Below are 25,586 nucleotides of genomic sequence, written 5' to 3' on the forward strand. Positions count from 1 at the left end.
CGGATCCTGCTGATTCGAGAGTGCAGGACGCGGGATCCCGCTCGTTCAGAGATCCGGACAGATTCGGCTCGGTCCGCCTGTCAGGGTGGACACACCCTCGCGCGTGCTCATCGCCGCCGATCCAGCACGTCGCGGAGGGCGTCACCGAGGAGGTTCAGCCCCAGCACCACGAGCACGATGCACAGACCAGCCGGATAGATCAGCCACCAGTTGCCTGCGGTGATGTAGGCGACACCGCTGGAGAGCTGGCTTCCCCAGTCGGTGACCGGATAGCTCAGCCCGAAACCGAGGAATCCCAGCGCGGCGATCACCAGGATCGCGTCAGCGACCTGAAACGTGAGATTCACGATGATCACGCCGAACGTGTTCGGGATGAGGTGGGTGAAGATGATCCGGCGGTCCCCCGCGCCCATGAGCCGGGCGGCCTGGACGAACTCGCGCACCCGCAGGGACAGGACCTCGCCGCGGATGAGTCGTGCCGACACCAGCCAGGAGAACCCGCCGATGACGAGGCTCAGGGTGAGCGGGGTGGCGGTGAAGCGAGCCGCGATGATCAGCACGAAGAACAGGAACGGTATCGCGAGCAGCACATCCACGAACCGCATCATGATCCCGTCCACGACGCCGCCCGCGAGGCCCGCGACGGCACCGTAGACCGTTCCGAGCGTCGTGGCGAAGACAGCGGCGAGCAGGCCGATCTCGAGCGACACCTGCCCGCCCAGCATGAGCCGGCCGAGCACGTCGAAGCCATTCGGATCGGTGCCGAGCGGGTAGCCCTCGCCCGGCGGCAGCAGAGCATCGAGCAGGTTCACGTCGGTCTGGTTCGTCGGATACAGCAGCGGCCCCACGAAGCTGAACAGCACGAGCAGCATGAGCATCGATGCCCCTGCCACGGCCATCGGACTGCGCCGCAGCGCRCGCAGYACGGCGGCTGCAGGGAGAGGTCGAGCCGCGGTGGCGGCGGCGAGGATGACGTCTGTCTTCTCGGACAGCTCGGGGTGTGCGGTGGTCATCGGCTCAGCTCGATCCGTCGGTCCGCGCGTGCGACCACGAGGTCGGCGAGGAGGTTGCCCAGCACGGTGAGGGCACCGCCGATGAGCGTGTAGGCCAGCAGCACCGGATAGTCCTCGCGGTGCAGGCTGTTCAGGAACAGGAGGCCGAGACCGGGGTAGTTGAACACCGACTCGACGATGAGGTTGCCCGCCAGCAGCGTCGGGATCATGACGCCGACGAGTGTGATCAGCGGGATGCAGGCGTTGCGCAGCAGATGCCGCATCAGCACCACCCGCTCGGGCGCGCCCTTGGCACGCGCGACCTTGATGTAGTCCATGCCGAGCTGCTCGAGCGCCGCCGAGCGCTGGTACTGCGAGAACACGACGACGTTGGTGAGGGCGAGCGTGATCAGCGGCAGCACCATCGCGCGCGGATCGGTGAAGACGACCCACGGCGACGTGGACTGCGAGGCCTCTGCGGGGAACAGCGGCACCAGCTGGCTCAGCAGCGCGATCAGCAGCAGCGCTACGAGGAACGACGGCGTCGCGTAGAGCAGGTACGCGACGCCGGTCGCGGCGCGATCGACGAGCGTGTTGCGCTTCACCGCCTGCAGGATGCCGAGCGGGATCGCGATGAGCAGCGCGAGCACGAGGCCGGACAGGGACAGCACGGCGCTGCGTCCGGCGTTCTGCGCGAACAGCACCGAGACCTCCTCGTTCAACTTGTAGGAGCGCCCGAGATCGCCGTGCAGCAGTTGCACCACGTAGTCGAGGTATTGCGCGAAGAGCGGGCGGTCGAAGCCGTTCTCGCGGTTGAACGCCTCGACCGCGGCGGCAGACGCCTGCGGGCCCAGCACCACCCGGCCCGGGCTGTCGGAGATGAGATGCAGCATCACGAAGATCACGATCGAGATGCCGATCAGGACGAGCAGCGAGATCAGGATCCGCCGCAGCAGGTACGAGATCATGCCGCTGCCCCCGTCCCGGTACGGCCCCTGGCCGGGGCCTGTGCGCCCGGCGCGTCACCGACCTTGGGCTGCAGCGGGAAGTGGCAGGCGACGTCGTGGGCGGCGCCGACCGCCTCCAGCGTCGGCTCCACCGTCGCGCACAGCTCGGTCGCGAGCGGGCACCGCGTACGGAACCGGCAACCGCTGGGGGGATCGAGGGGGCTGGGCAACTCGCCGCGCACACGCCCGGCACCCTCCGGCGTCGGAGCATCCGGATCCGCGATCGGCACGGCGGCGAGCAGCCCGGCAGTGTACGGATGTGCGGGTCGCTCGTAGACCTCGTCGGTCTCGCCCACCTCGACGATCTTGCCGAGGTACATCACGCCGACCCGGTCGGAGAGGTAGCGGATGACGGACAGGTCATGCGAGATCACGACGCTGCTGAGCCCGCGCTCGCGCTGTTGTCTGCGCATGAGGTTCAGCACCTGAGAGCGGATCGACACGTCCAGGGCGCTCACGGGCTCATCGGCGACGAGGACGTCGGGATCCAGCGCGAGCGCCCTGGCGAGTCCGATGCGCTGGCGCTGGCCGCCGGAGAGCTCGTGCGGATACCGCTCCAGGATCGACCGACCGAGGCCGACGCTGTCGAGCAGGGCGACCGCCCGCTCGGTGCGCTCGGCCGCAGTGCCGATGCCCTGGATCGCGAGGGGCTCGCGCAGGATCGTGCCGATCGTCATCTTCGGGTCGAGTGCCGCTCCGGAGTCCTGGAACATCATCTGCAGCTTCGCTCGACGAGCACCGAGGGCTCGTCGGCTCACGTCCGAGACCTTCTCGCCTTCGAGCCGCACCTCCCCCGACGTGGGCCGGTCCATCGCGACGAGCATGCGTCCCAGCGACGACTTGCCGCACCCGGATTCCCCGACGAGGCCGAGGGTCTCCCCGGCCCGTACCGTGAAGCTCACACGGGAGACAGCCTTCACGGTGCGCCGGCGTCCCTTCGGCGCCCATCCGGAGATGGGGTGCTCCTGCACGAGATCGACGACCTCGAGCCGGGGCGCCTCCGACGCCTCCATGGCAGCCGCGAGCGGCAGGGCACGGCCCGGTGCTGCCGATGTCTCCCCCGTGACGGGGTTCCAGCATGCGAAGACGTGCCCGCCCTCGCCCTCGAGCGACGGACGCTCCGTGCGGCAGCGATCGGTGGCGGCTGCGCAGCGCGGGGCGAAACGGCAACCCTGGATCATCTCGGCGGGATCCGGCGGGGAGCCGGGGATCGAGAACAGCTCGCTGCCGCGATCCTGCTCGAGCGAGGGGATCGAGTCGAGCAGGGCGCGGGTGTAACGGTGTCTCGTGCGCTGGAACAGCGACCGGGTCGGACCGGTTTCGACGAGTCGTCCGGCGTACATGACGCCGACCCGGTCGGCATGCCGTGCGACCACGCCCATGTCGTGCGTGACCAGGATCATCGCCATGCCGAGCTGCTCCTTGAGCCGGCCGAGCAGGTCCAGGATCTCCGCCTGGATCGTCACGTCGAGCGCGGTGGTGGGCTCGTCTGCGATGAGCAGATCGGGCTCGGCGATGAGGGCCATCGCGATCATCACCCGCTGGCGCATACCGCCGGAGAGCTGGTGCGGGTAGTCGCGCATGCGCTCGGACGGCTGTGGGATGCCGACGAGTGCCAGCATCTCCTCCGCCCGGTGGAGCGCCTCGGAGCGACGCGCCAGCCCGTGCAGCAGCAGCGGCTCCGCGACCTGCTCCCCGACGCGCTTCGTGGGGTTCAGCGACGTCAGCGAGTCCTGGAACACCATCGAGATCCGGCGGCCGCGCAGCGCTCGGTACGGGCGGGGATCCTTGCCGACGAGCTCCTCGCCGTCGAACCGGATCGAGCCGCTCGTGATCACGGATCCGCGGGGAAGCATCCCCATGATCGACAGGCCTGTCATTGACTTGCCGGATCCGGTCTCGCCGACGATGCCGAGCGTCTCTCCGCGCGCGAGGTCGAGGTCGACGCCGGAGATCGGACGCACGGTCCGTTCTCCCGTGCGGATCTCGACCGAGAGGTCTCGAATCGTCAGCATTGCGCGCTCCCTTGCACCCGTCGCTCCGCGCGCTCGGGTCCTGTTCTTCCATGATCCTGCGACACCGCACCTACGCCACGTTCGTCCGCTTCGTCGAACGGAGCAGTCGGAGTTCGTTCTTCGGGACGATTCGGGTCGGCAGGGCCGCCTCAGCGGACCGAGGGACGTCCGAGCTGCTCCCGGAACAGCCGTCGCACGTTCCCGCCGAGCACGCCGAGGATATCGGCCTCCGCCCACCCGCGGCGCAGCAGCGCCTCCGTGACCAGGGGCAGGCCCTCCGGCCCTTCCAGACCCGGCAGGTACATATCGGCCGGGACCCCCTGCACCTCGGAGACCACGCAGCACGGCGGGGTGGTCTCAGCAATGACCTCGCGGACGAAGTCCGGTCCCAGGCCCAGGTGCTCGCTCCCCGCGATCGCCGCGATGTGCTCGAGATGATCGACGAGACGGTCGACCGTGGCGGGCTCGTCGTCGAGGAACGGCGCGAAGAAGTTCACGCAGATCACGCCGCCGCCCGCCGCGATCGCGGCGAGGTGCTCGTCGGAGAGGTTCCGATGGTGGTCGCGCAGCGCCCTCGCCGAGGAGTGCGTCGCGATCACCGGCCGGGCCGCGATCTCCAGCATGTGGGAAACGCCCGCGGCGCCGAGGTGGCTGAGGTCGACGAGCATGCCGACCTGTTCCATCTCGCGCACCGCCGAGATGCCTGCGGCGGTGAGCCTGCTGCGGGCGGCGTCCTCGCCGGATCCGTCTCCGAAGGCGCCGCGGCCGACGTGGGTGAGCGACCCGACGCGCACTCCGAGACGGTGCATCGTCGTAATGAGCTCGACGTCGCCATCGAGACCCGGCATGCCCTCGAGCGCCAGCACGAGAGCGATCCGCCCGTCCGCGATCGTGCGGTCCACGTCCTCACCGGAGYGGCACAGCGCGACACGGCCGGCGTTCTCCTCAGCGAGGTGATGCGCCGCCTCGATCATGCGCAGCGTGCGCCGCAGAGCGCCCTCGGGACGGTATGGATCCTCGACGAAGACAGGCAGCACCTGCAGGTTCACCCCGCCCGCCTCGAGCTGCGGAAGCCAGCGCTCTCGGAAGAAGCTGCCCCATCGCTCGGGCGGGCGTGCCACGACCGCGCAGAGAAGATCGTTGTGGGCGTCCGCGACGATGGCACGGCGATGCAGCGCGCCGGCGAAGCGCAGCACGGTCACGAGGAGACCCGCCGATCCGCCCGGCCCGTGTGCAGGAACAGTGCCCTGCCTGCTCCGTCGTCTCCGAGGAAAGCGATGGGCTGCCGGACTCCGCCCTCGGCCTCGACCGGGAGCAGGACGTCACCCCGCCCGCCGACGAGCTCGGTGCGGAAGGGAAGGTCGCCGAGCTCCGCCACGACGCCTTGCGGGACGCGGTCGAGCCAGACCCGACCGTCGGCGGTGCGGCTAATCGTGGTCAGAGCCGTGCTCGACGCGTAGCGGCCGACGAAACGATCGACATGAGCAGGCACAGCGGCGGTCGGCATGAGCACGGGCGCCGCAGTGATCCCGGCGATCTCCTCCAGTACGGCGTCGACGAGCGCCGCGAAGACCGGATGGGGGTCTCCGCCGTTCGCGAGCGCGGCGACGGCCGCGCCCTGGTCCGGCAGCACCCGAAGGCACGCGGACTGCCCGATCGTGTTGCCGTCATGCCCGGGGATCGTGCGCCCGCCCCGGGCGAACAGCTCCCAGCCAAGCCCCCAGGCGGCGCCCTGATCGATGTCCGGCAGTCCGATCTGCGCCGTGCGCATCGCCTCGACCGTCGCACGGGAGAGCACACGGGAGCCGTCGAATGCGACCCCGTCGTCGAGATGGAGCCGGGCGAACGCGAGCAGATCGCCCGCGCTCATGGCCAGCCGCGATCCGGCGGGCCCTCCCGCGCGCTCCATCGCCCACACGGTCGTCGGCGCGAACTCGCCGTCGTCCTGCCGCAGGTGGCCGACGGCGGCCCGCTGCAGGATCGCCTCCGACGCATCCACGGCCGCGTGCCGAAGTCCGAGCGGAGCCAGCAGCCGATCGCGCAGCACCTGCTCGTAGGGAGCTCCGCGGAGCACTTCGACGATGCGGCCGAGCGTGGAGAACCCTGCGTTGTTGTACGAGAACATCTCTCCTGGCGGAAAGAGCTGCGGCGTCTCGGCGAGGAGCTCGATGTATCGCTCCAGCGCGTCGTCCCCCTCGCCCGTGTCGACGAAGACGTCGCCTTCGAAGCCCGCCGTGTGGCTGAGCAGCTGTCGGGGCGTGATGGCAGCGCACGCGGCCTCGTCGGCGACCCGGAATCCGGGGAGCACGCGCCGCACCGGAGCGTCCATGTCGAGCAGACCGTCCTCGACGAGCTCCATGATCAGCGTCGCGGTGAACACCTTGGTGACGGATCCGATCTGGAAGACGGATCCGGTGTCCGCCGCGACGCCGGTGCCGCGATGGAGGGCCCCGACGGCGTAAGCGAACGTCGCGTCGCCGACGCCGATCGCGAGAGAGACGGCCGGCACGCGGTGCCGCGCCATCAGCGCAGGGATGTGCTCCTCGACCCAGGTCTGGACAGTGGCAAGCTGCGGCATGGTCCTCCTCGACGTCGGCTCACGTCGAGGCTAGAACGCGGCCTGCTCGCCCGATTCGTCGATCGCCACCAGCTCGACCGCCTCGGATCGTCCGAGTCACCAGGCGCTCACGCGACGATCGCGTGCGCCGCCTCCCGATCCAGCAGGCGGCGCTTGACGTCCTCCCCCCAGGCGAAGCCGCCGAGGGTGCCGTCGGTGCGCAGCACACGGTGGCAGGGCACGAACAGGGCGGGCGCGTTGCGCGCGCAGATCGAGGCGGCGGGGCGCACGGCGCCCGGCTTGCCCAGGGCGACGGCGAACTCGGTGTAGGTGAGCGGTTCCCCGGGGGTGATCCGACGCAGCGCCTCCCAGCCCGCGCTCTGCATGTCGGTGCCGAACTGGTGCACTTCGACGGCGTCGATGGCGGTGGCGTCGCCGGCGTAGTACGCGGCGACCGCGTCGGCCGCCGCAGTCGGGCCCTCGACGACGTCCGCGGGCCGGTTCTTCTCCGCGAGGCGGTGCAGGATCGCCTCGTGATCGGCGGTCCAGCCGGACGCGAGCACGCGGTCCTGCTCGTCGGCGAGAATCGTGAACGGGCCGTCGGGGGTGTCGATGGTCTGGATGATGGCGGTCATTTCGAGCCTTCCGTGATCGAGATGGTCTGAGTGGTCTTGGTGGTGTCGGAGCGGACGGCGTCGACGGCGCTCGATGCGCCGGCGCCGGTCGCAGCCGTCGTGGCGTTCCTGGCGTTCTTGACAGCCTTCGGCGGGACCGCGCGCCAGAGGTGCGCGGTGAGGTAGCTGCGCCAGGGCGCCGTGCGAGCGGCCCACGCGTCCAGGGGCCCCGCCTCCGAGGGCAGGCCGGCTGCACCCGCTCCCGCGCGGGCCGCGACGTCGCCGGGCAGGAACACGTCGGGATCGCCGAGTACACGCATCCGCACGTAGTCGGCCGTCCACGGCCCGATCCCGGGCATCGCCAGCAGCGCGGCACGCTGCGCCTCGCCGTCATCGCCGAGCGTCAGCCACAGCGAGCCGTCGGCGAGGGCCGCCGCGGCTCCCGTGACGGCCTTGATGCGCGCGGCGGGTCCGCGCAGCACCTCGTGTCCGTGCTCGGCGATGGCGGCCATGGTGGGGAACAGGATCCCCTCCCCCTGCGGGTCGTCGGCGGATCCGACCCTCTCCCCGAGCTCCTGAGCGAGCAGGGTCAGGGCGGTGCGCGCGGCGGCGACCGTGATCTGCTGCCCGATCATGGCGCGGATGAGCATCTCATGCGGATCCGCGGCCCCTGGCACCCTGATGCCCGGGACGCGCGCCACCAACGGGGCAAGCCGCTCATGCGCGGACAGGGCGGCATCGACCGCCAGCGGATCCGCGTCCAAGTCGAAGAGGCGACGGGCGCGGGCGACCACGGGCGCGAGGTCGGCGAGCTGCGCCAGCCGGGCGCGCAGGTGCAGCCGGTCGGCGTCATCGAGACTCAGCTCGAACCAGCCCGGCCCGCCGTCCAATCGCAGGTGGCGGGAGAAACGGCGCTCGCCCACCTCCTCGACCCCGGGGAGTGCCCGTGCACGCATCCACGCGAACAGGCCCTCCGCGTCGAACGGCCTGCGGTACGGCAGCAGCAGGTCGATCTCACCAGGCACCGCGGTCGCCGCAGCCGTCGCATCTCGTCCGGTCCCAGAGCCTGTCGAAGGGCGCCGGGCGCGCAACTCCCCCGGCGCCAGGCCGAAGACTTCGCGCACGGTGTCGTTGAACTGGCGCACGCTCGCGAACCCTGCGGAGAATGCGACGTCGGCGATCGGCAGGTCGGTGCCGACCAGGAGCATCCGGGCGGTGTGCGCACGGTGGGCGCGGGCGAGGGCGAGCGGACCCGCACCGAGCTCCCCGGCGAGCAGCCGGGTGAGGTGGCGCGAGGAGTAGCCGAGCCGCGCGGCGAGCCCCGGCACGCTCTCCCGCTCGACGACCCCATCCGCGATGAGGCGCATGGCCCGGGCCGCGACATCGCCGCGCAGGTTCCACTCGGGTGAGCCAGGGGCGGCTTCCGGCAGGCAGCGCTTGCAGGCGCGGTAGCCGGCCTCGTGCGCGGCGGCGCTGGTCGGGAAGAACGTGACGTTCTCGGGTTTAGGCGTGCGGGCCGGGCAGCTCGGACGGCAATAGATACCGGTCGAGCGCACGGCCGTGACGAACTGCCCATCGAAGCGGGTGTCGCGCGCATCGATCGCGCGATACCGCTCGTCGAAGGTCATACCGAGGAAGCTCATGCCTCCACTCTGACACGTCCGATTCCCGCAGGCTCGCGGAAATCGGACATGACAGTGGGAGCCTGTCGGCCCCGCAGGACCCGCCCGGGCTCAGTGGAAGAAGTGGCGCTCCCCCGTGAAGAACATCGCGACGCCGGCCTTGCGGGCAGCGGCCACGACCTCCTCATCGCGCACGGATCCGCCCGGCTGCACGATCGCGGTGACGCCTGCGTCGATGAGCACCTGCGCGCCGTCGGCGAACGGGAAGAACGCGTCGGAGGCGGCGACGGATCCGGCCGCACGGTCGCCCGCACGCTCGACCGCGAGACGGCACGAGTCGACGCGGTTGACCTGGCCCATGCCGACGCCGACCGTGGCGTTGCCCTTCGACAGCACGATCGCGTTGGACTTCACGGCGCGGCACGCCTTCCACGCGAAGATGAGGTTCTCCATCTCGAGCTCATCGGGGCGCTCGCCGGAGACCAGCTCCCAGCCGTTCGCGACGGACTGGATGTCGTCGGGGAACCGGTCCGCATCCTGCAGCAGCAGGCCGCCCGAGACGAGGCGCACGTCCATGCGCTCCTGCTGCCAGTCGTCCGGCAGCTGCAGCAGACGCAGGTTCTTCTTCGCCTTGAACACCTCGAGCGCCGCCGGCTCGAAGGCCGGGGCGACGATGACCTCGGTGAAGATGTCCTTGAGGTTCTCCGCCATCTTCAGCGTCACAGTGCCGTTGGCCGCGATCACGCCGCCGTAGGCCGAGACGGGGTCGCATTCGTGGGCGCGCAGGTGCGCGCTCGCGATCGGATCCAGAGCGTTGGGTGCCGTCGTCGCGATCCCGCAGGGGTTGGCGTGCTTGATGATCGCGACCGCCGGGTGCACCATGTCATAGGCCGCACGCAGGGCGGCGTCGGCGTCGACGTAGTTGTTGTACGACATCTCCTTGCCTTGCAGCTGCGTCGCCTGGGCGATGCCGTGCCCGCCGGCGCGCGTGTAGATCGCGGCGCGCTGGTGCGAGTTCTCGCCGTAGCGCAGCGTTGCGAGGCGGGAGGCCGAGATCGTGAGCTGCTCGGGCAGTTCGCCATCGCTCGACAGCGTGCCGTCCGAGAACCACTGCGCGACGGCGGTGTCGTAGGCCGCCGTGTGCGCGAACGCGCGTGCAGCCAGCTCGCGGCGCTGCACGAGCGTCGTGCCGCCCTCGTCGATCGAGCGGATGAGCGAGGGGTAGGACTCGGGCGAGACCACGATGGCGACGTTGGCGTGGTTCTTCGCCGCGGCGCGCACCATGGCGGGGCCGCCGATGTCGATCTGCTCGACCACGTCGTCGCCGACCGCGCCAGAGGCCACGGTCTGCACGAACGGGTACAGGTTCACCACGACGAGCTCGAACGGGCTGATCCCCAGTTCGGCCAGCTGGCGCTCGTGGTCCTCCAGGCGGAGATCCGCGAGCACCGCGCCGTGGATGGACGGGTGCAGCGTCTTCACACGGCCGTCGAGCATCTCGGCGACGCCCGTCACGGTCGCGACGTCGGTGACCTCCAGGCCCGCATCACGAATGGTCTGGGCCGTGGATCCGGTCGAGACGATCTCGATACCGCTTGCCGCGAGAGCCTGCGCGAGCGGCACSAGGCCGGTCTTGTCGCTGACCGAGACCAGTGCGCGACGGATGCGCACAGCGTCACGGGGGCGGTAGAGGGACGGGTCGTGGGCGGGACCGGCCATCGGGGTTCCTTCCGGGTAGGCGTCAGTTCTCGTCAGCGGCCTGGGCCGATGAGGATCCGAGATCGTGGGGGCGGGCGCCGAGATCCAGGGATCCTTCGGCGATACGGCGGACGGTGTCGATCAGCAGGCGCCGCTCGACGGGCTTGATGCGCTCATGCAGGGCGGACTCGGTGTCGCCCTCGTGCACCGGTACGCGCTCCTGCGCCAGGATCGGCCCGCTGTCGACGCCGTCGTCGACCACGATCACGCTGGCCCCGCTCTCGCTCACCCCGGCCGCGAGCGCGTCGCGCACGCCGTGCGCTCCGGGGAACTCGGGCAGGAATGCCGGGTGCGTGTTGATGATGTTCGGAGACCAGGCCGCGACGACGTCGCGCGGCAGCAGCCGCATGAGCCCGCTGAGCACGATGAGGTCCGGTCGCCAGACCTTGAGCTGGGCATCGAGCTCGGCGCCCCACGCTTCGCGGCTGTCGAATGCCTCCCAGGGCACGACGAAGGAGGGGATCCCGTACGCCTCGGCGTGGGCGAGACCGTCGGCCTCCCGATCGGCGCCGATCACGATGATGCGAGCCGGAAATCCGGGGTCGGCGGCCGCGTCGAGGAGGGCACGAAGATTCGAGCCGGTGCCCGAGATGAGAACGGCGACCGTCAGCACCCAGACAGTCTAGCCGGGAGCCAAGAGGGCGCCGTCCCCGAGACGCACCCGCCGTTCAGACCCGATCGTCGTCGATCCACGCGGCGTCGACATCGCCGTGCCGACGGGGTGCGAGCAGCAGGATCGCGGCACCGACCAGCACCTCCAGCCCGAGGGCGAGCGCGACCGGACCCGGATCCGGTCCCGCGACCGCCAGCCGGCCGGGGCCGAGGGATCCGGAGGACAGCGCCGCCAGCAGCGCGCCGAAGCCGCCCGCGAGCACGGCGATCCCGACCGCGGTCGCCAGGCGGGAGCCGATCCCGGCCTCCGCCCCCGCCGACACCTGCCGCGAGCGGATCAGCCACCCCGCGAAAGCACCCGCGGCCACCGGCACGAGCACGACGATGAGGAGCCACGGCGAGGACGAGTCGGGCACGAGGCCCAGCACGGGCACACCGGGCACCACGCCCAGTACGGTGCCCGCGGGTGAGACCGCGGTTCCGGCACCGATCGCGAAGCCGGGGCCGGCGATCCATGCCACGGCCCATGCCACGAGCGTCGGCAGGTAGGCCAGCTGAGCGAGCCCGATCACGACCACGCCGAGCGGGTCGGCACGCAGTGATTCGAACAGCGCCACGATCTGACCGCCGCGGAACAGCGCCGTGACGGCGACGGCGAGCCCCGCCGCACCGACCACGCCGGCCACGGCCGCCGCGGCGCCGCGCACGATGTCACCGGGGACGTGCGCCCAGTCGGGCCAGCGGTCCAGCGCGTCCTGCAGACGGTCGACGAGGCCGCCGTCGCCCTCGCCCCACGCCGTGGCGACCGCCCCGGCGAGAGCGCCGCACAGGAACACCAGCGGCGGGAACAGGATCGCGAGCCACAGCGGCGCCTTCAGCACCCCGAGCCCGCCCGTCAGCGCCGCGAACGCAGAGACCACGGCGAAGACCGCCGTGCCGCTCGCCACGCCGGTGAGCCAGGATCCGGCGAGCGCTGCTCGGCGCCCCGAGCGCGCTGCGAAGATCGCGGTGAACCCGAGGAAGAGAAGCGGAGGCACCGAGAGGGCGAAGGACGCCGCGGACGGATCCAGCCCGACCGCCCGCACCAGCGCATCAGGCAGTGCGACCGCGAGGGGCACGCCGTGCCCGAACTGCCAGAGCGTCGCGGCACTCGGCCAGAGCGCTCCCCAGTCGGCGCTCGCACCGAATGCGATCGCCCAGATCACCGTGAGCGGAGCGAGCAGCACGGCGAGGCCGATGGCCGCGGCGACGATCGCATCGACCGCCGCCAGGAGCACGATGAGGAGGCGTTGCATGACGGTTTCGAGCCTACGTGCTCCGCCTCGGCGGCCCTGACGGGCGCGCGGAAACGGAGCGTCGAACGCCTGCCGTGAACGGCCGCCGCGGCCGAGATCGTCCGCGCGGCGCACGGACCGCATCCGCGACGCGATACGGTCTTCCGCGGAGGTCTCTCATGACAACAGTCCCCCCGCCCGTGTCCGACCCGACCGCAACCGAGCCGAAGAACGCCGTCGACCGCTTCTTCGAGATCACCAAGCGCGGATCCACCCTCGGCACCGAGATCCGCGGAGGCATCGTCACGTTCGTGACGATGGCCTACATCGTGATCCTCAATCCGATCATCCTGTCCACCGCCGATGTCGCGGGCCATACGCTGCCCGGCGCAGCCGTCGCGGCCGCCACGGCGCTGACCGCCGGCGTCATGACGATCCTGTTCGGACTGATCGCCCGCCTGCCGTTCGCATTCGCGGCCGGGCTCGGCATCAACGCCTTCCTCGCGTTCACGGTGGTCAAATCGATCACCTGGCCCGAGGCCATGGCCCTCGTCATGATCAACGGCGTCATCATCGTCCTGCTCGCCGCGACCGGCCTGCGCAAGCTGATCTTCGACGCCGTGCCCGTGCAGCTCAAGCTCGCCATCACGGTCGGCATCGGCCTCTTCATCGCCTTCATCGGGTTCGTGAACGCCGGCTTCGTGACCTCGACGAAGCAGGCCTCTCCCCCGGTCGACCTCGGCGTCGGCGGATCCGTGGCCTCGATCCCCACGCTGCTGTTCGTCCTCACCCTCCTGATCGGAGGGGCGCTCATCGCCCTGCGCGTCAAGGGGGCCATCCTCATCGCGCTCGTGGGCGGCACCGTGCTCGCCGCGATCGTGAACCTCATCTGGCCGTTCGGCCAGGACTTCGGCTTCACGGGCAGCATCGTGAGCATCCCCGACCTGAGCCTGATCGGCCGGGTCGACTTCGGCTTCGACCTCGCCAAGGTCGGCGGCGTCGCCCTGGTCATGTTCGTCTTCACCCTGCTGTTCTCGAACTTCTTCGATGCGATGGGCACGATGACCGGCCTCGCGAAGGAGGCCGACCTGGCCGACGAGAAGGGCGACTTCCCCCGCATCAAGGCGGCCCTGGTGGTCGAGGGCGTCGGCGCGATCGTCGGCGGCGGCACGTCGTCCTCGTCCGCGACGGTGTTCGTCGAATCCGGCGCGGGCATCGGCGAAGGTGCGCGCACAGGCCTTGCGACGACGATCACGGGCGCGCTGTTCCTGCTCGCGATGTTCTTCACGCCGCTCACCGCCCTCGTGCCCAGCGCTGTCGCCGCGGCCGCGCTCGTGCTCGTCGGCGCCATGATGCTCTCACAGATCAAGAACATCGACCTCGGCGACTTCCGCGTGCTGCTGCCGGTGTTCCTCACGGTCACGGTCATGCCGATGACCTACTCGATCGCCAACGGCATCGGCGCCGGTTTCGTCAGCTGGATCGTCGTCAACGCGCTCACCGGCCGGATCAAGACGATCCACCCGCTGCTGTGGGTGGTCGGTGTCGGATTCGTGCTGTTCTTCGCCCGCGGGCCGATCGAGGCGCTGCTCGGCGCCTGACCGGACCCTCTGGACCCGCCGGATCCGCCAGATCCGCAGATCCGCTCGAGGCCCCCTCGCGGCGTCGAGGCCCCCTTCCGGGAACGCTCCGGGGAGGGGGCCTCGATCCTGAGAGGGGGTCTCGATGTGGTTGGACGGTCTCGGGCCGCCGCGCCGTCGGAACACCGCCACGCCGTCAGAGCACGAGCGGCACCCCGGCCTCCGGCACGCGCAGGCGATCGGCCAGCCCTGCGTAGCCGAACTCGCGCACCAGGCGCTCGCGGGTCTCGGAGAAGTGGTGCCAGCCCTCGGCGTGCACGGGCACGATGACGGCGTCGCCCAGCTCGCGCGCGGCGGCGACCGCGGTGCGCGCGTTGAGGGTGAGGTCGGCGTCGCCGAACCGCCCGACGTTGGCCGCTCCGGCGAAGAGCACGGCGATGTCGATCCGTCCGATCCTCGCCGCGATGTCTGCGACGAGTTCGACCGAGGCGTTGTCGCCCGAAACGTAGACGACCGGTCGCTCCGGCGCACGCAGCACGAAACCGGTCACGGTGCCGGACAGCGCCTCGGCGCCCTCCGGTCCATGCAGCGCCGGCACCGCGGTCACCTCGACATCGCCGAAGCGATGAGTCTGCCACGCGGAGAGCCCCGTCACGCCGTCGATGCGGCCGGCCGCCTCCGGGGTGGACAGCACGGCGCCCGCGCGCGGCAGGAAGGTCCGCCCGGCCTCGTCGAGGTTGTCGGGGTGCTGATCGTGCGAGAGCAGCACGGCATCGATCGCGCCCACCGCATCAGCCCCGAGCGCGGGCCCGCTCAGCTTGTGCAGGGCGATGCCGCCGTCGTAGCTGCGCGGTGCGTCGAAAGTCGGATCGGTCAGCAGGCGCAAGCCGGCGTATTCGATGATCGCGGTCGGCCCACCGACCAGGGTCAGGGTCACGGAGTTCTCGGTCATGGATCCATCGTGGCGACGTCCGTTCGGCCGCGGGAGTGGCCCTGACGACACTCTTCGATAAGATCGGGCCATGCGCCGCGCCGCCGTCCTCGCCTTCCCCGGGATCAGCCCGTTCCATCTGTCCGTGCCGCTGATGGTCTTCGGCGGCGTCGGAGTGCGTTCGGTCGAGGCCGCCTATCGCACGGTGACCGTCGCGGAGACGCCCGGTCCGGTGCGCACCGCTGCGGGGCTGGACCTCGTCGTGACGGAGGGGCTCGAGGCGTTCGCGTCCGCCGACCTCGTCGTGATTCCGAGCTGGGATCCGGAGATCGCGCCCAGTGCCGCGCTGCTCGACGCCGTCCGCAAAGCGCACGCCCGCGGCGCGCGGATCCTGGGCCTGTGCCTCGGGACGTTCGTCGTCGCCGCGAGCGGCATCGCCGACGGCAGGGAGGTGTCCACGCACTGGTCGGCGGGGCCTCAGCTCGCCGCCCGGCATCCCGAGCTCACCGTGCGCTGCGAGGCGCTGTGGACCGACCTCGGCGACGTGGTCACCTCGGCCGGGGTGGCGGCGGCGCTGGACTGCTGCCTGCACATCGTCCGCACCGAGCTCGGCAGCGCCGTCGCCGCCGACCTCGCACGCTCACTCGTGATGGCCCCGCACCGGGAGGGTTCGCAGGCCCAGTTCCTGTCCCGCCCTCTCGCCGCCGACCCCGAGGGGGACGAGATCGACCGGGCCATCACCTGGGCTCTGGGACGGATCGCCGAACCCCCGCCTATCGACGCCTGGGCCGGCTCCGTGCACCTCTCCCGGCGCACGTTCACCCGGCGCTTCCGCGACCGCACGGGCACCAGCCCCGGCGACTGGCTGCTGCAGCGCCGCCTGGACGAGGCGCGGCGACTGCTCGAGACGTCCGGTCTGCCGATCGAGGCCGTCGCGACGCGCACGGGCTTCGGCGGTGCGGTGACCCTGCGCCATCACTTCCGGGCGCGCTTCGGCACCACCCCGGGCGCGCACCGGCGCGCGTTCGCGGATCCGGTCTGAACCCGGCGGAGCGACGGGAATCGACGAGGGGCCCCGGGCAGATCGCCCGGAGCCCCTCGTCGTGATGCTTACAGCGCGGCGTAGACCTCGCGGAGCAGGGCGGCCGTCTCGGACGGCGTCTTGCCGACCTTGACACCGGCGGCCTCGAGGGCCTCCTTTTTCGCCTGCGCGGTGCCCGCGGAGCCGGAGACGATGGCGCCGGCGTGGCCCATCGTCTTGCCCTCGGGAGCGGTGAAGCCCGCGACGTAACCGACGACCGGCTTGGTGACGTTGGCTTTGATGAACTCGGCCGCGCGCTCCTCGGCGTCGCCGCCGATCTCGCCGATCATCACGATCGCCTTGGTCTCGGGGTCGGCCTCGAACGCGGCGAGCGCGTCGATGTGCGTGGTGCCGATGATCGGGTCGCCGCCGATGCCGATCGCGGTGGAGAAGCCCAGGTCGCGCAGCTCGAACATCATCTGGTAGGTCAGCGTGCCCGACTTCGAGACGAGACCGATCGGGCCCTTGCCCGTGATGTTCGCCGGGGTGATGCCCGCGAGAGCCTCGCCCGGAGTGATGATGCCGGGGCAGTTGGGACCGATGATGCGGGTCTTGTTGCCCTTCTCGGTCGCGTACGCCCACGCCTCGGCGGAGTCGCCGACCGGCACGCCCTCGGTGATGACCACGAGCAGCGGGATCTCGCTGTCGATGGCCTCGACCATCGCGTCCTTCGTGAACGCCGGCGGCACGAAGGCGACCGACACGTTGGCACCGGTCTTCTCGATGGCCTCGGCGACGGATGCGAACACCGGCAGCTCCACGGCGTTGCCGTCCTTGTCGGTGTGCGAGACCGTGGTGCCGGCCTTGCGCGCGTTCACGCCGCCGACGACGTTCGTGCCTGCCTTCAGCATGAGGGCGGTGTGCTTGGTGCCCTCGCCGCCCGTGATGCCCTGGACGATGACCTTGGAGTCCTTGTTGAGGTAGATCGACATGTTCGTTGTCCTTGTCTCGGAAGCCGGATCAGGCGTTCGCCAGCTCGGCGGCCTTGTCCGCGCCCTCGTCCATGGTGGCGGCGAGCGTGACGAGCGGGTGGTTGGCGGCGGCGAGGATCGCACGCCCCTCTTCGACCTGGTTGCCGTCGAGGCGCACGACGAGCGGCTTGGTGGCCGCGTCGCCGAGGATCTCGAGCGCCTTGACGATGCCCTCTGCCACTGCCACGCAGCTGGTGATGCCGCCGAAGACGTTCACGAACACGCTCTTGACCTGCTCGTCGTTCAGGATGACGTCCAGACCGCTGGCCATGACCTGCGCGTTCGCGCCGCCGCCGATGTCCAGGAAGTTCGCCGGCTTCACGCCGCCGTGGTTCTCGCCGGCGTAGGCCACCACGTCGAGGGTCGACATGACCAGACCCGCGCCGTTGCCGATGATGCCGACCTGGCCGTCGAGCTTGACGTAGTTCAAGCCCGACTCCTTGGCCTTGGCCTCGAGCGGGTTCTCGGTCGCCTTGTCGGCGAGCTCCTCGTGCTCGGGGTGGCGCACCTCGCTGGCGTTGTCGTCRAGSGTGACCTTGCCGTCSAGGGCGATGATGTCGCCCTCCTCGGTCTGCACGAGSGGGTTGACCTCGACCAGGGTCGCGTCCTCGCCCTTGTAGACCTCGWACAGCTTCACGAAGACGTCGGCGACCTTCTCGGCCAGGCCCGGCTCGAAGTTCCCGGCCTTGGCGATCTCGAGGGCCTTGTCGAGGGTGATGCCCTCGAGCGGGTTGACCTCGACGCGGGCGAGAGCCTCGGGCTTCTCGACCGCGAGCTGCTCGATCTCCATGCCGCCCTCGACCGAGGCGAGGCTCAGGTAGGAGCGATTGGAGCGGTCCAGCAGCACCGAGAAGTAGAACTCGCGGGCGATGCGGGCGCCGGCGGCGACCATGACGCGCTTGACGACGTGGCCCTTGATGTCCAGACCCAGGATCGCCTTGGCGGCCTCGTACGCCTCGTCGGGGTTCTTGGCGACCTTGACGCCACCTGCCTTGCCGCGGCCACCGGTCTTGACCTGCGCCTTGACGACGACCACGCCACCGAGCTTCTCCGCTGCTGCCTTCACCTCCTCAGGGGTGTCGGCGACGATGCCGGCGAGAACCGGCACCCCGTACTTCTCGAAAAGGTCTCGTGCCTGGTACTCGTAGAGGTCCACGTGCAGTCCTTCGCTGGTTGCGACGAATGGGACGCGACAGGAATTCTGTCGGGTGTCGATGTGAGTCGACCCGATAGGCCAGCCTACTACCGCGGAATCGCGCTTCTTGACCGCGCACCCAGCCATCGGTCGGGCCCCCGCGACGTCCGATGACTCAGCATTCCCGGCGCAGGATCCTGACAACTAGGCTCTCCTTCTATGACCGAGCACGCCGACGTGTCCCCCGCTCGCACCGCCGTGGTGCGCGCTGCGCTCGAGCTGTTCTCTGCCCAGGGCTTCGATTCGACCTCGGTCGAACAGATCGCCAAGGCCGCAGGCATCTCACGCTCCACCTTCTTCCGGCAGTTCGGGGGCAAGGACGACGTCGTCTTCGCCGATCATGAGGAGCTCCTCGACGGCTTGCGCCGCTACCTCGAGCGCCCGCACGCCAACCCCTGGACGGCGGTGTGCGATGGGTCGCTGATGGTGTTCCGCGCCTTCGCCGCCGACCCGGAGATGGCCCGACTGCGCTACCAGGTGGTCCGCGACGTTCCGACGCTGCGCGACCGCGAGATCGTGACGGTGTTCCGTTACGAGCGCCTGTTCGACGAGTACCTGCGCCGCTCGATGCCGGATCTGGATCCGCTCGACGCGGTCGGGTTCGCCGCGCTCGTGACGGCCGTGCACAACCACGTGCTGCGCCGGCTGCTGCGCGGATCCCGTACCTCGGCCGCAGCTCTGCGTCGCGCACTCGACGACGTGCTGCGCCGCTACGGCGTGCATCCCGACGCCGCGGCGGATCCGGGTGAGGACTCGGTGGTCGTCGCCGTGTTCCCACGCTCGATGCCCATGGCGGAGATCACCCGTCGCCTGCGCGACGAGCTGGGCTGACCCGCAGCCGGCCTACCTCCCGCCGGCCGCAGCGGGGCGCCGTCGGCGTGCGCGAAAGCAGTCGATAGACGGTACGCTGTCTCATGAATCTTGAGACTGAGTCTCACTCCCCGGATGGAGACCCCATGAGCAACGACGCCCTCTTCCCCGGCGAAGCCGTCACCTCCTACGACGTGACCGGACGCTGCGGCACCGACTATTACGAGGTCTTCTCCGACATCCCCTCCGCCGACCGTGCGCACTGGGAGCGGGCGCAGGCCTACGTCGACGAGGTCGGCTCACAGATGCAGGACGCGTGGGATCGTGCCGAGTACCCGCTCGCCGTCGCGCGCCGCATGGGCGAGATGGACCTCGTCGTGGACGGCATCGTCCACCCCGCCCTCACTCGCATGAGCCCTCTCGCGGCGGGGCTCGTGAACATGGAGATCTCCCGCGGCGACGGCTCCCTCGGCACCGTCCTCGCCGTGCAGGGCGGGCTCGCCCTGCGCACGCTCGCCCTGTTCGGCAGCCCCGAGCAGCAGGACCGCTGGCTCGTGCCGCTGGCCGACGGATCCGCGCTCGGATCCTTCGCGCTCACGGAGCCCGATCACGGATCCGATTCCGTCTCGCTCGAGACCGTCGCGCGGCGCGACGGCGACGCGTGGGTCCTGCGCGGCGCCAAGAAGTGGATCGGCAACGGCGCCTCCGGCGGCATCACCTTCGTCTGGGCGCGCGTCGACGACGAGGGTGCGGCCGAACACGGATCCGTGCGGTGCTTCCTCGTCGAGCAGGAGCGCCCCGGATACCTCGGCTCGGTCATCACGGGCAAGGTGTCGCTGCGCGGGATCCACCAGGCGCACATCCGCCTCGACGACGTGCGGGTGCCGCTGGACGCGGTGCTGCCCGGTACGCGCAGCTTCAAGGACGCCTCGATCGTGCTGTACGCCACGCGTTCCGGCGTCGCCTGGTCGGCGCTCGGGCACGCCACCGCCTGCTACGAGGCCGCTCTCGCTTATGCGAAGACCCGGGTGCAGTTCGGCAAGCCGCTCGCGAAGTTCCAGATGGTCCAGGAGCGACTCACGCACATGCTCGACGAGCTCACCGCGATGCAGCTGTACTGCCGCCGCATGGCGGACATGGACGAGGCCGGCACGCTCCGCCCCGCGCAGGCGTCCCTGGCGAAGTTCCACAACACCCGCGCCGCACGACGTATCGCGTCGACGGCGCGCGATCTGCTCGGCGGCAATGGGATCCTGCTCGAGAACGGCGTCATGCAGCACATGGCCGACATCGAAGCGATCCACACCTACGAGGGCACCGAGAGCGTGCAGGCCCTGCTGATCGGCCGCGACATCACCGGGATGAGCGCTTTCGCCTGACGAGCGGGCCGTTCGTCCCAGACGCACGGCCCGCGCTGCGACTCAGTCGCAGCCGCAGCCTCCGGAAGGCGTCTTCACCATGAAGCACACGTCGCAGATGCCGTAGTCGCGATCTTCGCGCGAAGTCGCCTTCGGGGCGCGCGGCTCCGGCTTCGGCTTCGCCGGGGTGCGGGTGCCCGCGGAGCGCGCCGGGCGCGAGACGCCGGCCGGTCCACCGAGCAGCTCGCTGGGGTGGGTGACGTAGAAGTACGGCGCCCTGCCCTCGCTCGGAGCGAGGGGAAGCACACGTCCGGCCACGACGACCTGCTCGCCCTCGGCGAAGCCGTTGGTGTAGGTGCGCCCGATGTGCAGGGCCGCGCCCTCGCCGAGGCGGATCGCCTCGATGTAGCGGCCGCGATCGATGAGGCTGCTGATGCCGACCGCTTCCACGATCGCACGGATGAAGTCGTAGTTCGCGGAGTCCATGCGGTGCGCGCGCAGGGCGTCCGCGAGGGACTTGTAAGGACGGGAGGTGCCAGTAGGGGTGGGACCCTGGACTTCATTCATATTGCTCCAAGCATCCCACGTTCTGCTCTGCGCGACCTGCGTGCGTGAAAGACTGGCGGCATGCCCCGCGCCACCGTCATCGGAAGCGGGCCGAACGGGCTCGCCGCGGCCGTCTCGCTCGCCCGGGCCGGCTACGTCGTCGAGGTGGTCGAGGCCGGCGCGACGATCGGCGGCGGGGTGCGCAGCGCCGAGGTCACCCTGCCCGGCTTCGTGCACGACGTCTGCTCGGCGGTGCATCCCGCCGCCTACTCCTCCCCGTTCCTGCGCGCCTTCGGCCGCGACCGGATCGACTGGATCATTCCCGAAGCGGCATATGCGCATCCCCTCGACGGCGGGCGGGCGGGGATCGGCTGGCACGACCTGGAGCGCACGGCCGATGGGCTCGGCCCCGACGCCCGCGCCTGGCGCGCAATGCTGCGTCCGCTGAGCTCGCACATCGAGGGTGTGCTGGACTTCACCGGCGGCTCGCTGCTGCGGTTGCCCCGCGACCCGGTCACCGCGGTGCGCTACGGGCTGCGCGCGCTCGAGCAGGGCTCCGCAATGGCGACGCGCACCTTCCGCACCCCGGAGGCGGCGGCGCTCGTGGCCGGCGTGGTCGCACACGCCAACACCGCTCTGCCGGCGCTGAGCGGCGCCGCGGCGGGCCTGCTGCTCATGGCCCAGGCGCACGCCGGCGGCTGGGCGTATCCGCGCGGGGGTGCGCAGCGGATCGCCGACGTGCTCGCCGAGGATCTGCGTGCGCACGGCGGCACGATCCGCACCGGCACGCGCGTGGTCGACCTCTCCGCACTGGACTGGGGGGATCCGCACCGCGGCGATCTGCTGCTGCTGAACACGTCGCCACGGCTGGCCCTCACGCTGTGCGACGTGCCGCCGCACTACGCGAGGGCGGTGCGCGCGTACCGCTACGGCGCGGCGGCGGCGAAAGTGGACTTCGCCCTCGACGGGCCGGTGCCGTGGGCCAATCCCGAGGTCGCCCTCGCCCCGACCGTGCACGTCGGCGGAACCCGCGCTCAGGTGTGGGCGAGCGAGAATGCCGTCGCCCAGGGGCGCGTCTCCGAGCGGCCGTACGCGCTCGTCGCGCAGCCCTCGGTACTGGACGACACCAGGGCCCCGGCCGGCAAGCAGGTGCTGTGGGCCTACATCCACGCCCCTGCGAACTCCGACGTCGACGCGACCGAGTTGGTCGTGCGGCAGATCGAGCGATACGCCCCCGGCTTCCGCGACCGCATCCTCGCCACCCACGCGGTCACTCCGCGCCAGCGCGCGCATCTCAACCCGGCCGAGATCGGCGGCGACATCTTCGGCGGCGCGTTCACGATGCGCCAGGCCGTGGTGCGCCCCGTACTCTCCCCCGCGCCGTGGCGCACGCCGATGCCGGGCGTCTACCTCGCCTCGGCCGCGACACCGCCAGGGCCCGGAGTGAACTTCATGGCGGGCTGGCACGCCGCCCGCACCGCGCTGGCCGACGCCGGCGAGCGCGTCGATCTGGGAGACCTGTTCGGATCCATGCCGGCGGGCTGACGATGGCCATGGAGGGCCGTCGGGCGGCAGGATGGGATCCATGCGCTACGAGATCCCCGCACCGATGCTCGCGAAGGCCGCCGCCGCTGTGCCGGATCCGGCGAAGTTCCCCGACGGCCTGCTGTACGAGCCGAAGTGGGACGGCTTCCGCGGACTCGTGTCGTGGAACGGCGAGAACGTCGAGATCGGCTCTCGCGGGGCGAAGCCGCTGACCCGCTACTTCCCGGAGCTCGTCGAGGCGATCCCGCGGCTGCTGCCGGGTCCGTGCCTGCTCGATGGCGAGATCGTGGTCGCCACCGGACCTGCGGGATCGCAGCGCCTGGACTGGGAGGCTCTGAGCCAGCGCATCCACCCCGCCGCCTCACGGGTGCAGAAGCTCTCGGCGGAGACCCCTGCGATGTTCATCGCGTTCGACCTGCTCGCGGAGGGCGATGACGACCTGCAGGCCCTGCCGTTCGGCGAGCGCCGCGCACGGCTCGAGCGCCTGTTCACCGAAGTGCCCCATCCCCTGCACCTGACCCGCACGACGACGGATCCCGGCACCGCCCGGCGCTGGCTCGCCGAGTTCGAAGGCGCCGGCCTCGACGGCATCGTCGCCAAGCCGCTGGATCAGCCCTACGCGCCCAACAAGCGCACCCTGATCAAGGTCAAGCACGCCCGCACCGCCGACGTCGTCGCGCTCGGCTACCGGATCCACAAGAGCGGATCCGGAGTCGGATCCCTGCTCGTGGGTCTGTACGGCGACGACGGCGTGCTGCGCCAGGTCGGCGGCGTCGCCGCGTGGAGCGACGCGATGCGCCAGCAGCTCGTCGAGGACCTCGCGCCTCTCGTGGAGCGCGACGAATCCGGCGCCGCCCTGACGGGCGACGGCGAGCGCTCGCGGTTCAGCGGCGCGAAGGACACCTCGTTCGTGCGGCTGCGTCCGGAGCGCGTGCTCGAGGTGCGCTACGACCAGCTGGAGGGCTGGCGGTTCCGGCACACCGTGCAGTTCGAGCGCTGGCGCGACGACCGGGATGCGCGCTCCTGCAGCTATGAGCAGCTGGAGACCGTGGCCGGCTACGACCTCGCCGACGTCATCGACTGACGACGGGGCTCACTCCCCGACGCGCTCGCCGTTCTCGTCCCAGTTCGCGGCGACCTTCTTCGAGGGCTGCACGCGCGGGGGCTCCCCGGGCATCTTGGGGAACTCCGGCGGGAACGGCATCTCGCCGAGACCGTTCTCCACGTCGCGATCCCACCAGCTCAGCAGCGTGTCGATGCGTCCGGGGCTCTCCTGCATGCGCGCCCAGGGGTCCCCGAGATCGGCAAGACGCTGCGGCACGGTGCGGACCGTGAACCGGGTGGGATCCACGTCGTCCAGCTCGTCCCACTCGATCGGCGTCGAGACCGTCGCAGCCGGCAGCGCACGCGGGCTGTAGGCGCCGGCCATCGTGCGGTCGCGATTGGCCTGGTTGAAGTCGACGAAGATGCGCTCCCCGCGCTCTTCCTTCCACCACGCCGTGGTGACGCGATCGGGCAACCGCCGCTCCAGTTCGCGGCCCGCGGCGATCACCGCGTGTCGCACCGTGAGGAACTCCCATTCCGGCACGATCGGGCAGAAGACGTGCAGCCCGCGGTTGCCGCTGGTCTTGATGAACGCCTCCAGTCCTGCCTCACGGAGCACGGCGCGCAGCTCATGCGCCGCGGGGATCGCTTCGGCGATGCCCGTGCCCGGCTGCGGATCGAGGTCGATGCGCAGCTCCACCGGATTGTCGGTGTCGGACGCGAGCGAGGCCCATGGGTGGAAGACGACGGTGTTCATCTGCACGGCCCAGACGATCGCGGCGGTCTCGGTGAGCACGATCTGCGGATGCTTGCGTCCGCTGTTGTACGTGCACATCACGCTCTGCACGAAGTCGGGCGTGCCCTTGGGCGGGTTCTTCGAGAAGAAGCTCTCACCGTCGATGCCGTCCCGATAGCGCTCGAGCGAGACGGGCCTGTTGCCGGTCGAGGTGAGGAACGGCGTCGACACCGTCTGCACGTAGTCGGCGAGCTCGCCCTTCGTGATCGGGCCGCCCTCCGCAGCCGGCCAGACCGCGCGATTCGGGCTGGAAAGGTCCAGGGTCCGGTCGCCGTCGGGTCCGGGAACGGTCAGCGTGATGCGCTCGGATGCCATGACTCGACCCTAGGGTGCGCCGCCGACGCGGCGCCACGGATCCGTGAGAAACCGCGAGCAGCTCGCCGTCAGCGCAGCACGCGATCGGCTTCCGCGCGGATCTCCGCCGCGATCGCGTCCAGAAGCTCGGAGCGCAGGTTCCACTGCTGCCAGAACAGCGGCGAGGAGAACTCCTCGTCATCGAGCCGCACCAGGCGCCCGTCCGCGAGGCCCGCCTGCGCATGCGGGACCGGTAGCAGGGCCCAGCCCAGCCCGAGCTCCACGGCGACCGAGAAGTCCGCAGAGGCCGGCACATGGTGCCGTGGAACCGGCCACGGGTCGACACCGCGTTCACGCAGCCAGTCCTGCTGCAGCAGGTCGCGCCGGTCGAAGTCGACGAACGGCGCGTGCGCGAGCGACTCGGCGGTCACGCCGTCAGGGAACCAGCGTCGAGCGAAGCCCGGAGACGCCGCGGCCACGTAGTGCAGCGCGCCGAGCGCCTCGACCCTGCACCCGCCGACCGGCTCCGACTCGCTCGTCACCGCCGCCATCACGGTGCCCGATTCGAGCAGCCGTGCGGTGAAGTTCTGATCGTCGCGATGCAGGTCGAACTCGACGTCGTAGCGCTCGGAGAGCCGGGCGAGCGGGGCCAGGAACCAGGTCGCCATCGAGTCGGCGTTGACCGCGAGCGGGATTCTGATGCGCGCGCCCTCCCCCTCCGCGGACAGGCCGAAGCCGGCGATCGCATCGCGCTCGAGGAGAGCGATCTGACGGCCGAACCGGGCGACGGCCTCCCCCGCCTCGGTGGCTCTCACGGGCTTGCTGCGCACCAGCAGGATCCGGCCGAGCTGCTGCTCCAGGGTCTTGATCCGCTGGCTCACCGCCGAGGGCGTCAGCAGCAGCCGACGGGCTGCCGCCTCGAAGCTTCCCTCGTCGAGCACCGCGGCCACCGTCCGCGCGGATTCCGGGTCCACCTGCACATGA

Annotated in this window: 22 protein-coding genes; 6 read left to right on the forward strand and 16 right to left on the reverse strand. The window is 70.7% G+C overall.

All coding sequences use genetic code 11. The features are described 5' to 3' along the window. Window positions 1-107: 107 nt before the first annotated feature. The 10 genes from AC1DMN_RS04050 to AC1DMN_RS04095 all read right to left on the reverse strand — a co-directional run bounded on the left by AC1DMN_RS04050 (window position 108) and on the right by AC1DMN_RS04095 (window position 12,472). Window positions 108-1,013 carry an ABC transporter permease gene (locus tag AC1DMN_RS04050; protein WP_477230994.1) on the reverse strand — a complete coding sequence of 302 codons (906 nt, stop codon included), beginning with the start codon at window positions 1,011-1,013 and terminating at the stop codon, window positions 108-110. Beyond that, window positions 1,010-1,960: an ABC transporter permease gene (locus AC1DMN_RS04055; protein ID WP_477230995.1), complete on the reverse strand. Its 951-nt coding sequence runs from the start codon at window positions 1,958-1,960 to the stop codon at window positions 1,010-1,012. Before AC1DMN_RS04055 ends, AC1DMN_RS04050 begins: the two co-directional genes overlap by 4 nt. After that, the gene (locus tag AC1DMN_RS04060; RefSeq protein WP_477230996.1) at window positions 1,957-4,014 is read right to left on the reverse strand and encodes a dipeptide ABC transporter ATP-binding protein; all 2,058 of its coding nucleotides are present in this window, start codon (window positions 4,012-4,014) and stop codon (window positions 1,957-1,959) included. The genes AC1DMN_RS04055 and AC1DMN_RS04060 overlap by 4 nt, the downstream gene beginning before the upstream one ends. A 149-nt stretch (window positions 4,015-4,163) precedes the next feature. After that, window positions 4,164-5,216: a dipeptidase gene (locus AC1DMN_RS04065; protein WP_477383896.1), complete on the reverse strand. Its 1,053-nt coding sequence runs from the start codon at window positions 5,214-5,216 to the stop codon at window positions 4,164-4,166. Then, a complete protein-coding gene (locus AC1DMN_RS04070) occupies window positions 5,213-6,592 on the reverse strand; it encodes a serine hydrolase domain-containing protein (protein WP_477230998.1) in 1,380 nt (459 codons plus the stop codon). Before AC1DMN_RS04070 ends, AC1DMN_RS04065 begins: the two co-directional genes overlap by 4 nt. Window positions 6,593-6,699: 107 nt before the next feature. Then, window positions 6,700-7,206: a methylated-DNA--[protein]-cysteine S-methyltransferase gene (locus AC1DMN_RS04075; protein WP_477230999.1), complete on the reverse strand. Its 507-nt coding sequence runs from the start codon at window positions 7,204-7,206 to the stop codon at window positions 6,700-6,702. After that, window positions 7,203-8,828 (reverse strand): DNA-3-methyladenine glycosylase 2 family protein, encoded by a 1,626-nt coding sequence (locus AC1DMN_RS04080; protein WP_477231000.1) that lies wholly within the window; start codon window positions 8,826-8,828, stop codon window positions 7,203-7,205. The genes AC1DMN_RS04075 and AC1DMN_RS04080 overlap by 4 nt, the downstream gene beginning before the upstream one ends. A gap of 90 nt (window positions 8,829-8,918) precedes the next feature. Then, window positions 8,919-10,526: a bifunctional phosphoribosylaminoimidazolecarboxamide formyltransferase/IMP cyclohydrolase gene (purH, locus tag AC1DMN_RS04085; protein WP_441977196.1), complete on the reverse strand. Its 1,608-nt coding sequence runs from the start codon at window positions 10,524-10,526 to the stop codon at window positions 8,919-8,921. 22 nt (window positions 10,527-10,548) lie between these two features. Beyond that, complete coding sequence (gene purN / locus AC1DMN_RS04090) at window positions 10,549-11,178, reverse strand: phosphoribosylglycinamide formyltransferase (protein WP_441977195.1); 630 nt, start codon at window positions 11,176-11,178, stop codon at window positions 10,549-10,551. A 55-nt stretch (window positions 11,179-11,233) separates the two neighbouring features. Then, window positions 11,234-12,472: a cell division protein PerM gene (locus tag AC1DMN_RS04095; RefSeq protein ID WP_477231001.1), complete on the reverse strand. Its 1,239-nt coding sequence runs from the start codon at window positions 12,470-12,472 to the stop codon at window positions 11,234-11,236. 158 nt (window positions 12,473-12,630) lie between these two features. Between AC1DMN_RS04095 and AC1DMN_RS04100 the strand changes: the two genes are divergently transcribed. Then, window positions 12,631-14,052 (forward strand): NCS2 family permease, encoded by a 1,422-nt coding sequence (locus AC1DMN_RS04100; protein ID WP_441977193.1) that lies wholly within the window; start codon window positions 12,631-12,633, stop codon window positions 14,050-14,052. Window positions 14,053-14,227: 175 nt separating this feature from the next. On the opposite strand, the gene AC1DMN_RS04105 is transcribed toward AC1DMN_RS04100, so the two are convergent. Next, window positions 14,228-14,983: an MBL fold metallo-hydrolase gene (locus tag AC1DMN_RS04105; protein ID WP_440733512.1), complete on the reverse strand. Its 756-nt coding sequence runs from the start codon at window positions 14,981-14,983 to the stop codon at window positions 14,228-14,230. A 70-nt stretch (window positions 14,984-15,053) separates the two neighbouring features. Between AC1DMN_RS04105 and AC1DMN_RS04110 the strand changes: the two genes are divergently transcribed. Then, complete coding sequence (locus tag AC1DMN_RS04110; protein WP_477231002.1) at window positions 15,054-16,004, forward strand: GlxA family transcriptional regulator; 951 nt, start codon at window positions 15,054-15,056, stop codon at window positions 16,002-16,004. Between the two features lie 68 nt (window positions 16,005-16,072). On the opposite strand, the gene sucD is transcribed toward AC1DMN_RS04110, so the two are convergent. Together sucD and sucC are read right to left on the reverse strand one after the other, a co-directional pair. Further along, the gene (gene sucD, locus AC1DMN_RS04115; RefSeq protein WP_477231003.1) at window positions 16,073-16,975 is read right to left on the reverse strand and encodes a succinate--CoA ligase subunit alpha; all 903 of its coding nucleotides are present in this window, start codon (window positions 16,973-16,975) and stop codon (window positions 16,073-16,075) included. Window positions 16,976-17,003: 28 nt separating this feature from the next. Continuing rightward, the gene (sucC, locus tag AC1DMN_RS04120) at window positions 17,004-18,170 is read right to left on the reverse strand and encodes an ADP-forming succinate--CoA ligase subunit beta (protein ID WP_477383897.1); all 1,167 of its coding nucleotides are present in this window, start codon (window positions 18,168-18,170) and stop codon (window positions 17,004-17,006) included. A gap of 198 nt (window positions 18,171-18,368) precedes the next feature. On the opposite strand from sucC, the gene AC1DMN_RS04125 reads away from it, so the two are divergent. Both AC1DMN_RS04125 and AC1DMN_RS04130 read left to right on the forward strand, forming a co-directional pair. Next, window positions 18,369-19,040, forward strand: coding sequence for a TetR/AcrR family transcriptional regulator (locus tag AC1DMN_RS04125; RefSeq protein WP_440733516.1), 672 nt, complete (start codon window positions 18,369-18,371; stop codon window positions 19,038-19,040). A gap of 125 nt (window positions 19,041-19,165) precedes the next feature. Beyond that, a complete protein-coding gene (locus AC1DMN_RS04130; protein ID WP_477231004.1) occupies window positions 19,166-20,398 on the forward strand; it encodes an acyl-CoA dehydrogenase family protein in 1,233 nt (410 codons plus the stop codon). A 42-nt stretch (window positions 20,399-20,440) separates the two neighbouring features. On the opposite strand, the gene AC1DMN_RS04135 is transcribed toward AC1DMN_RS04130, so the two are convergent. Then, entirely contained in the window at window positions 20,441-20,944 is a 504-nt protein-coding gene (locus tag AC1DMN_RS04135) for a hypothetical protein (RefSeq protein WP_477231005.1), read from the reverse strand. A 60-nt stretch (window positions 20,945-21,004) separates the two neighbouring features. On the opposite strand from AC1DMN_RS04135, the gene AC1DMN_RS04140 reads away from it, so the two are divergent. Further along, entirely contained in the window at window positions 21,005-22,468 is a 1,464-nt protein-coding gene (locus AC1DMN_RS04140; protein ID WP_477383899.1) for a phytoene desaturase family protein, read from the forward strand. Window positions 22,469-22,508: 40 nt separating this feature from the next. Then, the gene (locus AC1DMN_RS04145) at window positions 22,509-23,552 is read left to right on the forward strand and encodes an ATP-dependent DNA ligase (protein ID WP_477231007.1); all 1,044 of its coding nucleotides are present in this window, start codon (window positions 22,509-22,511) and stop codon (window positions 23,550-23,552) included. 9 nt (window positions 23,553-23,561) lie between these two features. Here AC1DMN_RS04145 and ligD read toward each other — a convergent pair whose 3' ends face one another. Both ligD and AC1DMN_RS04155 read right to left on the reverse strand, forming a co-directional pair. Beyond that, complete coding sequence (ligD, locus tag AC1DMN_RS04150) at window positions 23,562-24,623, reverse strand: non-homologous end-joining DNA ligase (RefSeq protein WP_477231008.1); 1,062 nt, start codon at window positions 24,621-24,623, stop codon at window positions 23,562-23,564. Window positions 24,624-24,691: 68 nt separating this feature from the next. Then, the gene (locus AC1DMN_RS04155) at window positions 24,692-25,582 is read right to left on the reverse strand and encodes a LysR family transcriptional regulator ArgP (RefSeq protein WP_477383901.1); all 891 of its coding nucleotides are present in this window, start codon (window positions 25,580-25,582) and stop codon (window positions 24,692-24,694) included. Window positions 25,583-25,586: the final 4 nt, after the last annotated feature.

The sequence above is a fragment of the Microbacterium sp. 01T413_2 genome, from assembly GCF_056398985.1.

Coding starts and splice junctions, on each gene's coding strand:
- AC1DMN_RS04100 (WP_441977193.1), top strand. CDS start 12,631: ATGACAACAGTCCCCCCGCCCGTGTCCGACCCGACCGCAACCGAGCCG.
- AC1DMN_RS04080 (WP_477231000.1), bottom strand. CDS start 8,828: ATGAGCTTCCTCGGTATGACCTTCGACGAGCGGTATCGCGCGATCGAT.
- AC1DMN_RS04055 (WP_477230995.1), bottom strand. CDS start 1,960: ATGATCTCGTACCTGCTGCGGCGGATCCTGATCTCGCTGCTCGTCCTG.
- AC1DMN_RS04070 (WP_477230998.1), bottom strand. CDS start 6,592: ATGCCGCAGCTTGCCACTGTCCAGACCTGGGTCGAGGAGCACATCCCT.
- AC1DMN_RS04105 (WP_440733512.1), bottom strand. CDS start 14,983: ATGACCGAGAACTCCGTGACCCTGACCCTGGTCGGTGGGCCGACCGCG.
- AC1DMN_RS04125 (WP_440733516.1), top strand. CDS start 18,369: ATGACCGAGCACGCCGACGTGTCCCCCGCTCGCACCGCCGTGGTGCGC.
- AC1DMN_RS04130 (WP_477231004.1), top strand. CDS start 19,166: ATGAGCAACGACGCCCTCTTCCCCGGCGAAGCCGTCACCTCCTACGAC.
- AC1DMN_RS04060 (WP_477230996.1), bottom strand. CDS start 4,014: ATGCTGACGATTCGAGACCTCTCGGTCGAGATCCGCACGGGAGAACGG.
- ligD (WP_477231008.1), bottom strand. CDS start 24,623: ATGGCATCCGAGCGCATCACGCTGACCGTTCCCGGACCCGACGGCGAC.
- AC1DMN_RS04095 (WP_477231001.1), bottom strand. CDS start 12,472: ATGCAACGCCTCCTCATCGTGCTCCTGGCGGCGGTCGATGCGATCGTC.
- AC1DMN_RS04075 (WP_477230999.1), bottom strand. CDS start 7,206: ATGACCGCCATCATCCAGACCATCGACACCCCCGACGGCCCGTTCACG.
- sucD (WP_477231003.1), bottom strand. CDS start 16,975: ATGTCGATCTACCTCAACAAGGACTCCAAGGTCATCGTCCAGGGCATC.
- AC1DMN_RS04140 (WP_477383899.1), top strand. CDS start 21,005: ATGCCCCGCGCCACCGTCATCGGAAGCGGGCCGAACGGGCTCGCCGCG.
- AC1DMN_RS04110 (WP_477231002.1), top strand. CDS start 15,054: ATGCGCCGCGCCGCCGTCCTCGCCTTCCCCGGGATCAGCCCGTTCCAT.
- AC1DMN_RS04135 (WP_477231005.1), bottom strand. CDS start 20,944: ATGAATGAAGTCCAGGGTCCCACCCCTACTGGCACCTCCCGTCCTTAC.
- AC1DMN_RS04145 (WP_477231007.1), top strand. CDS start 22,509: ATGCGCTACGAGATCCCCGCACCGATGCTCGCGAAGGCCGCCGCCGCT.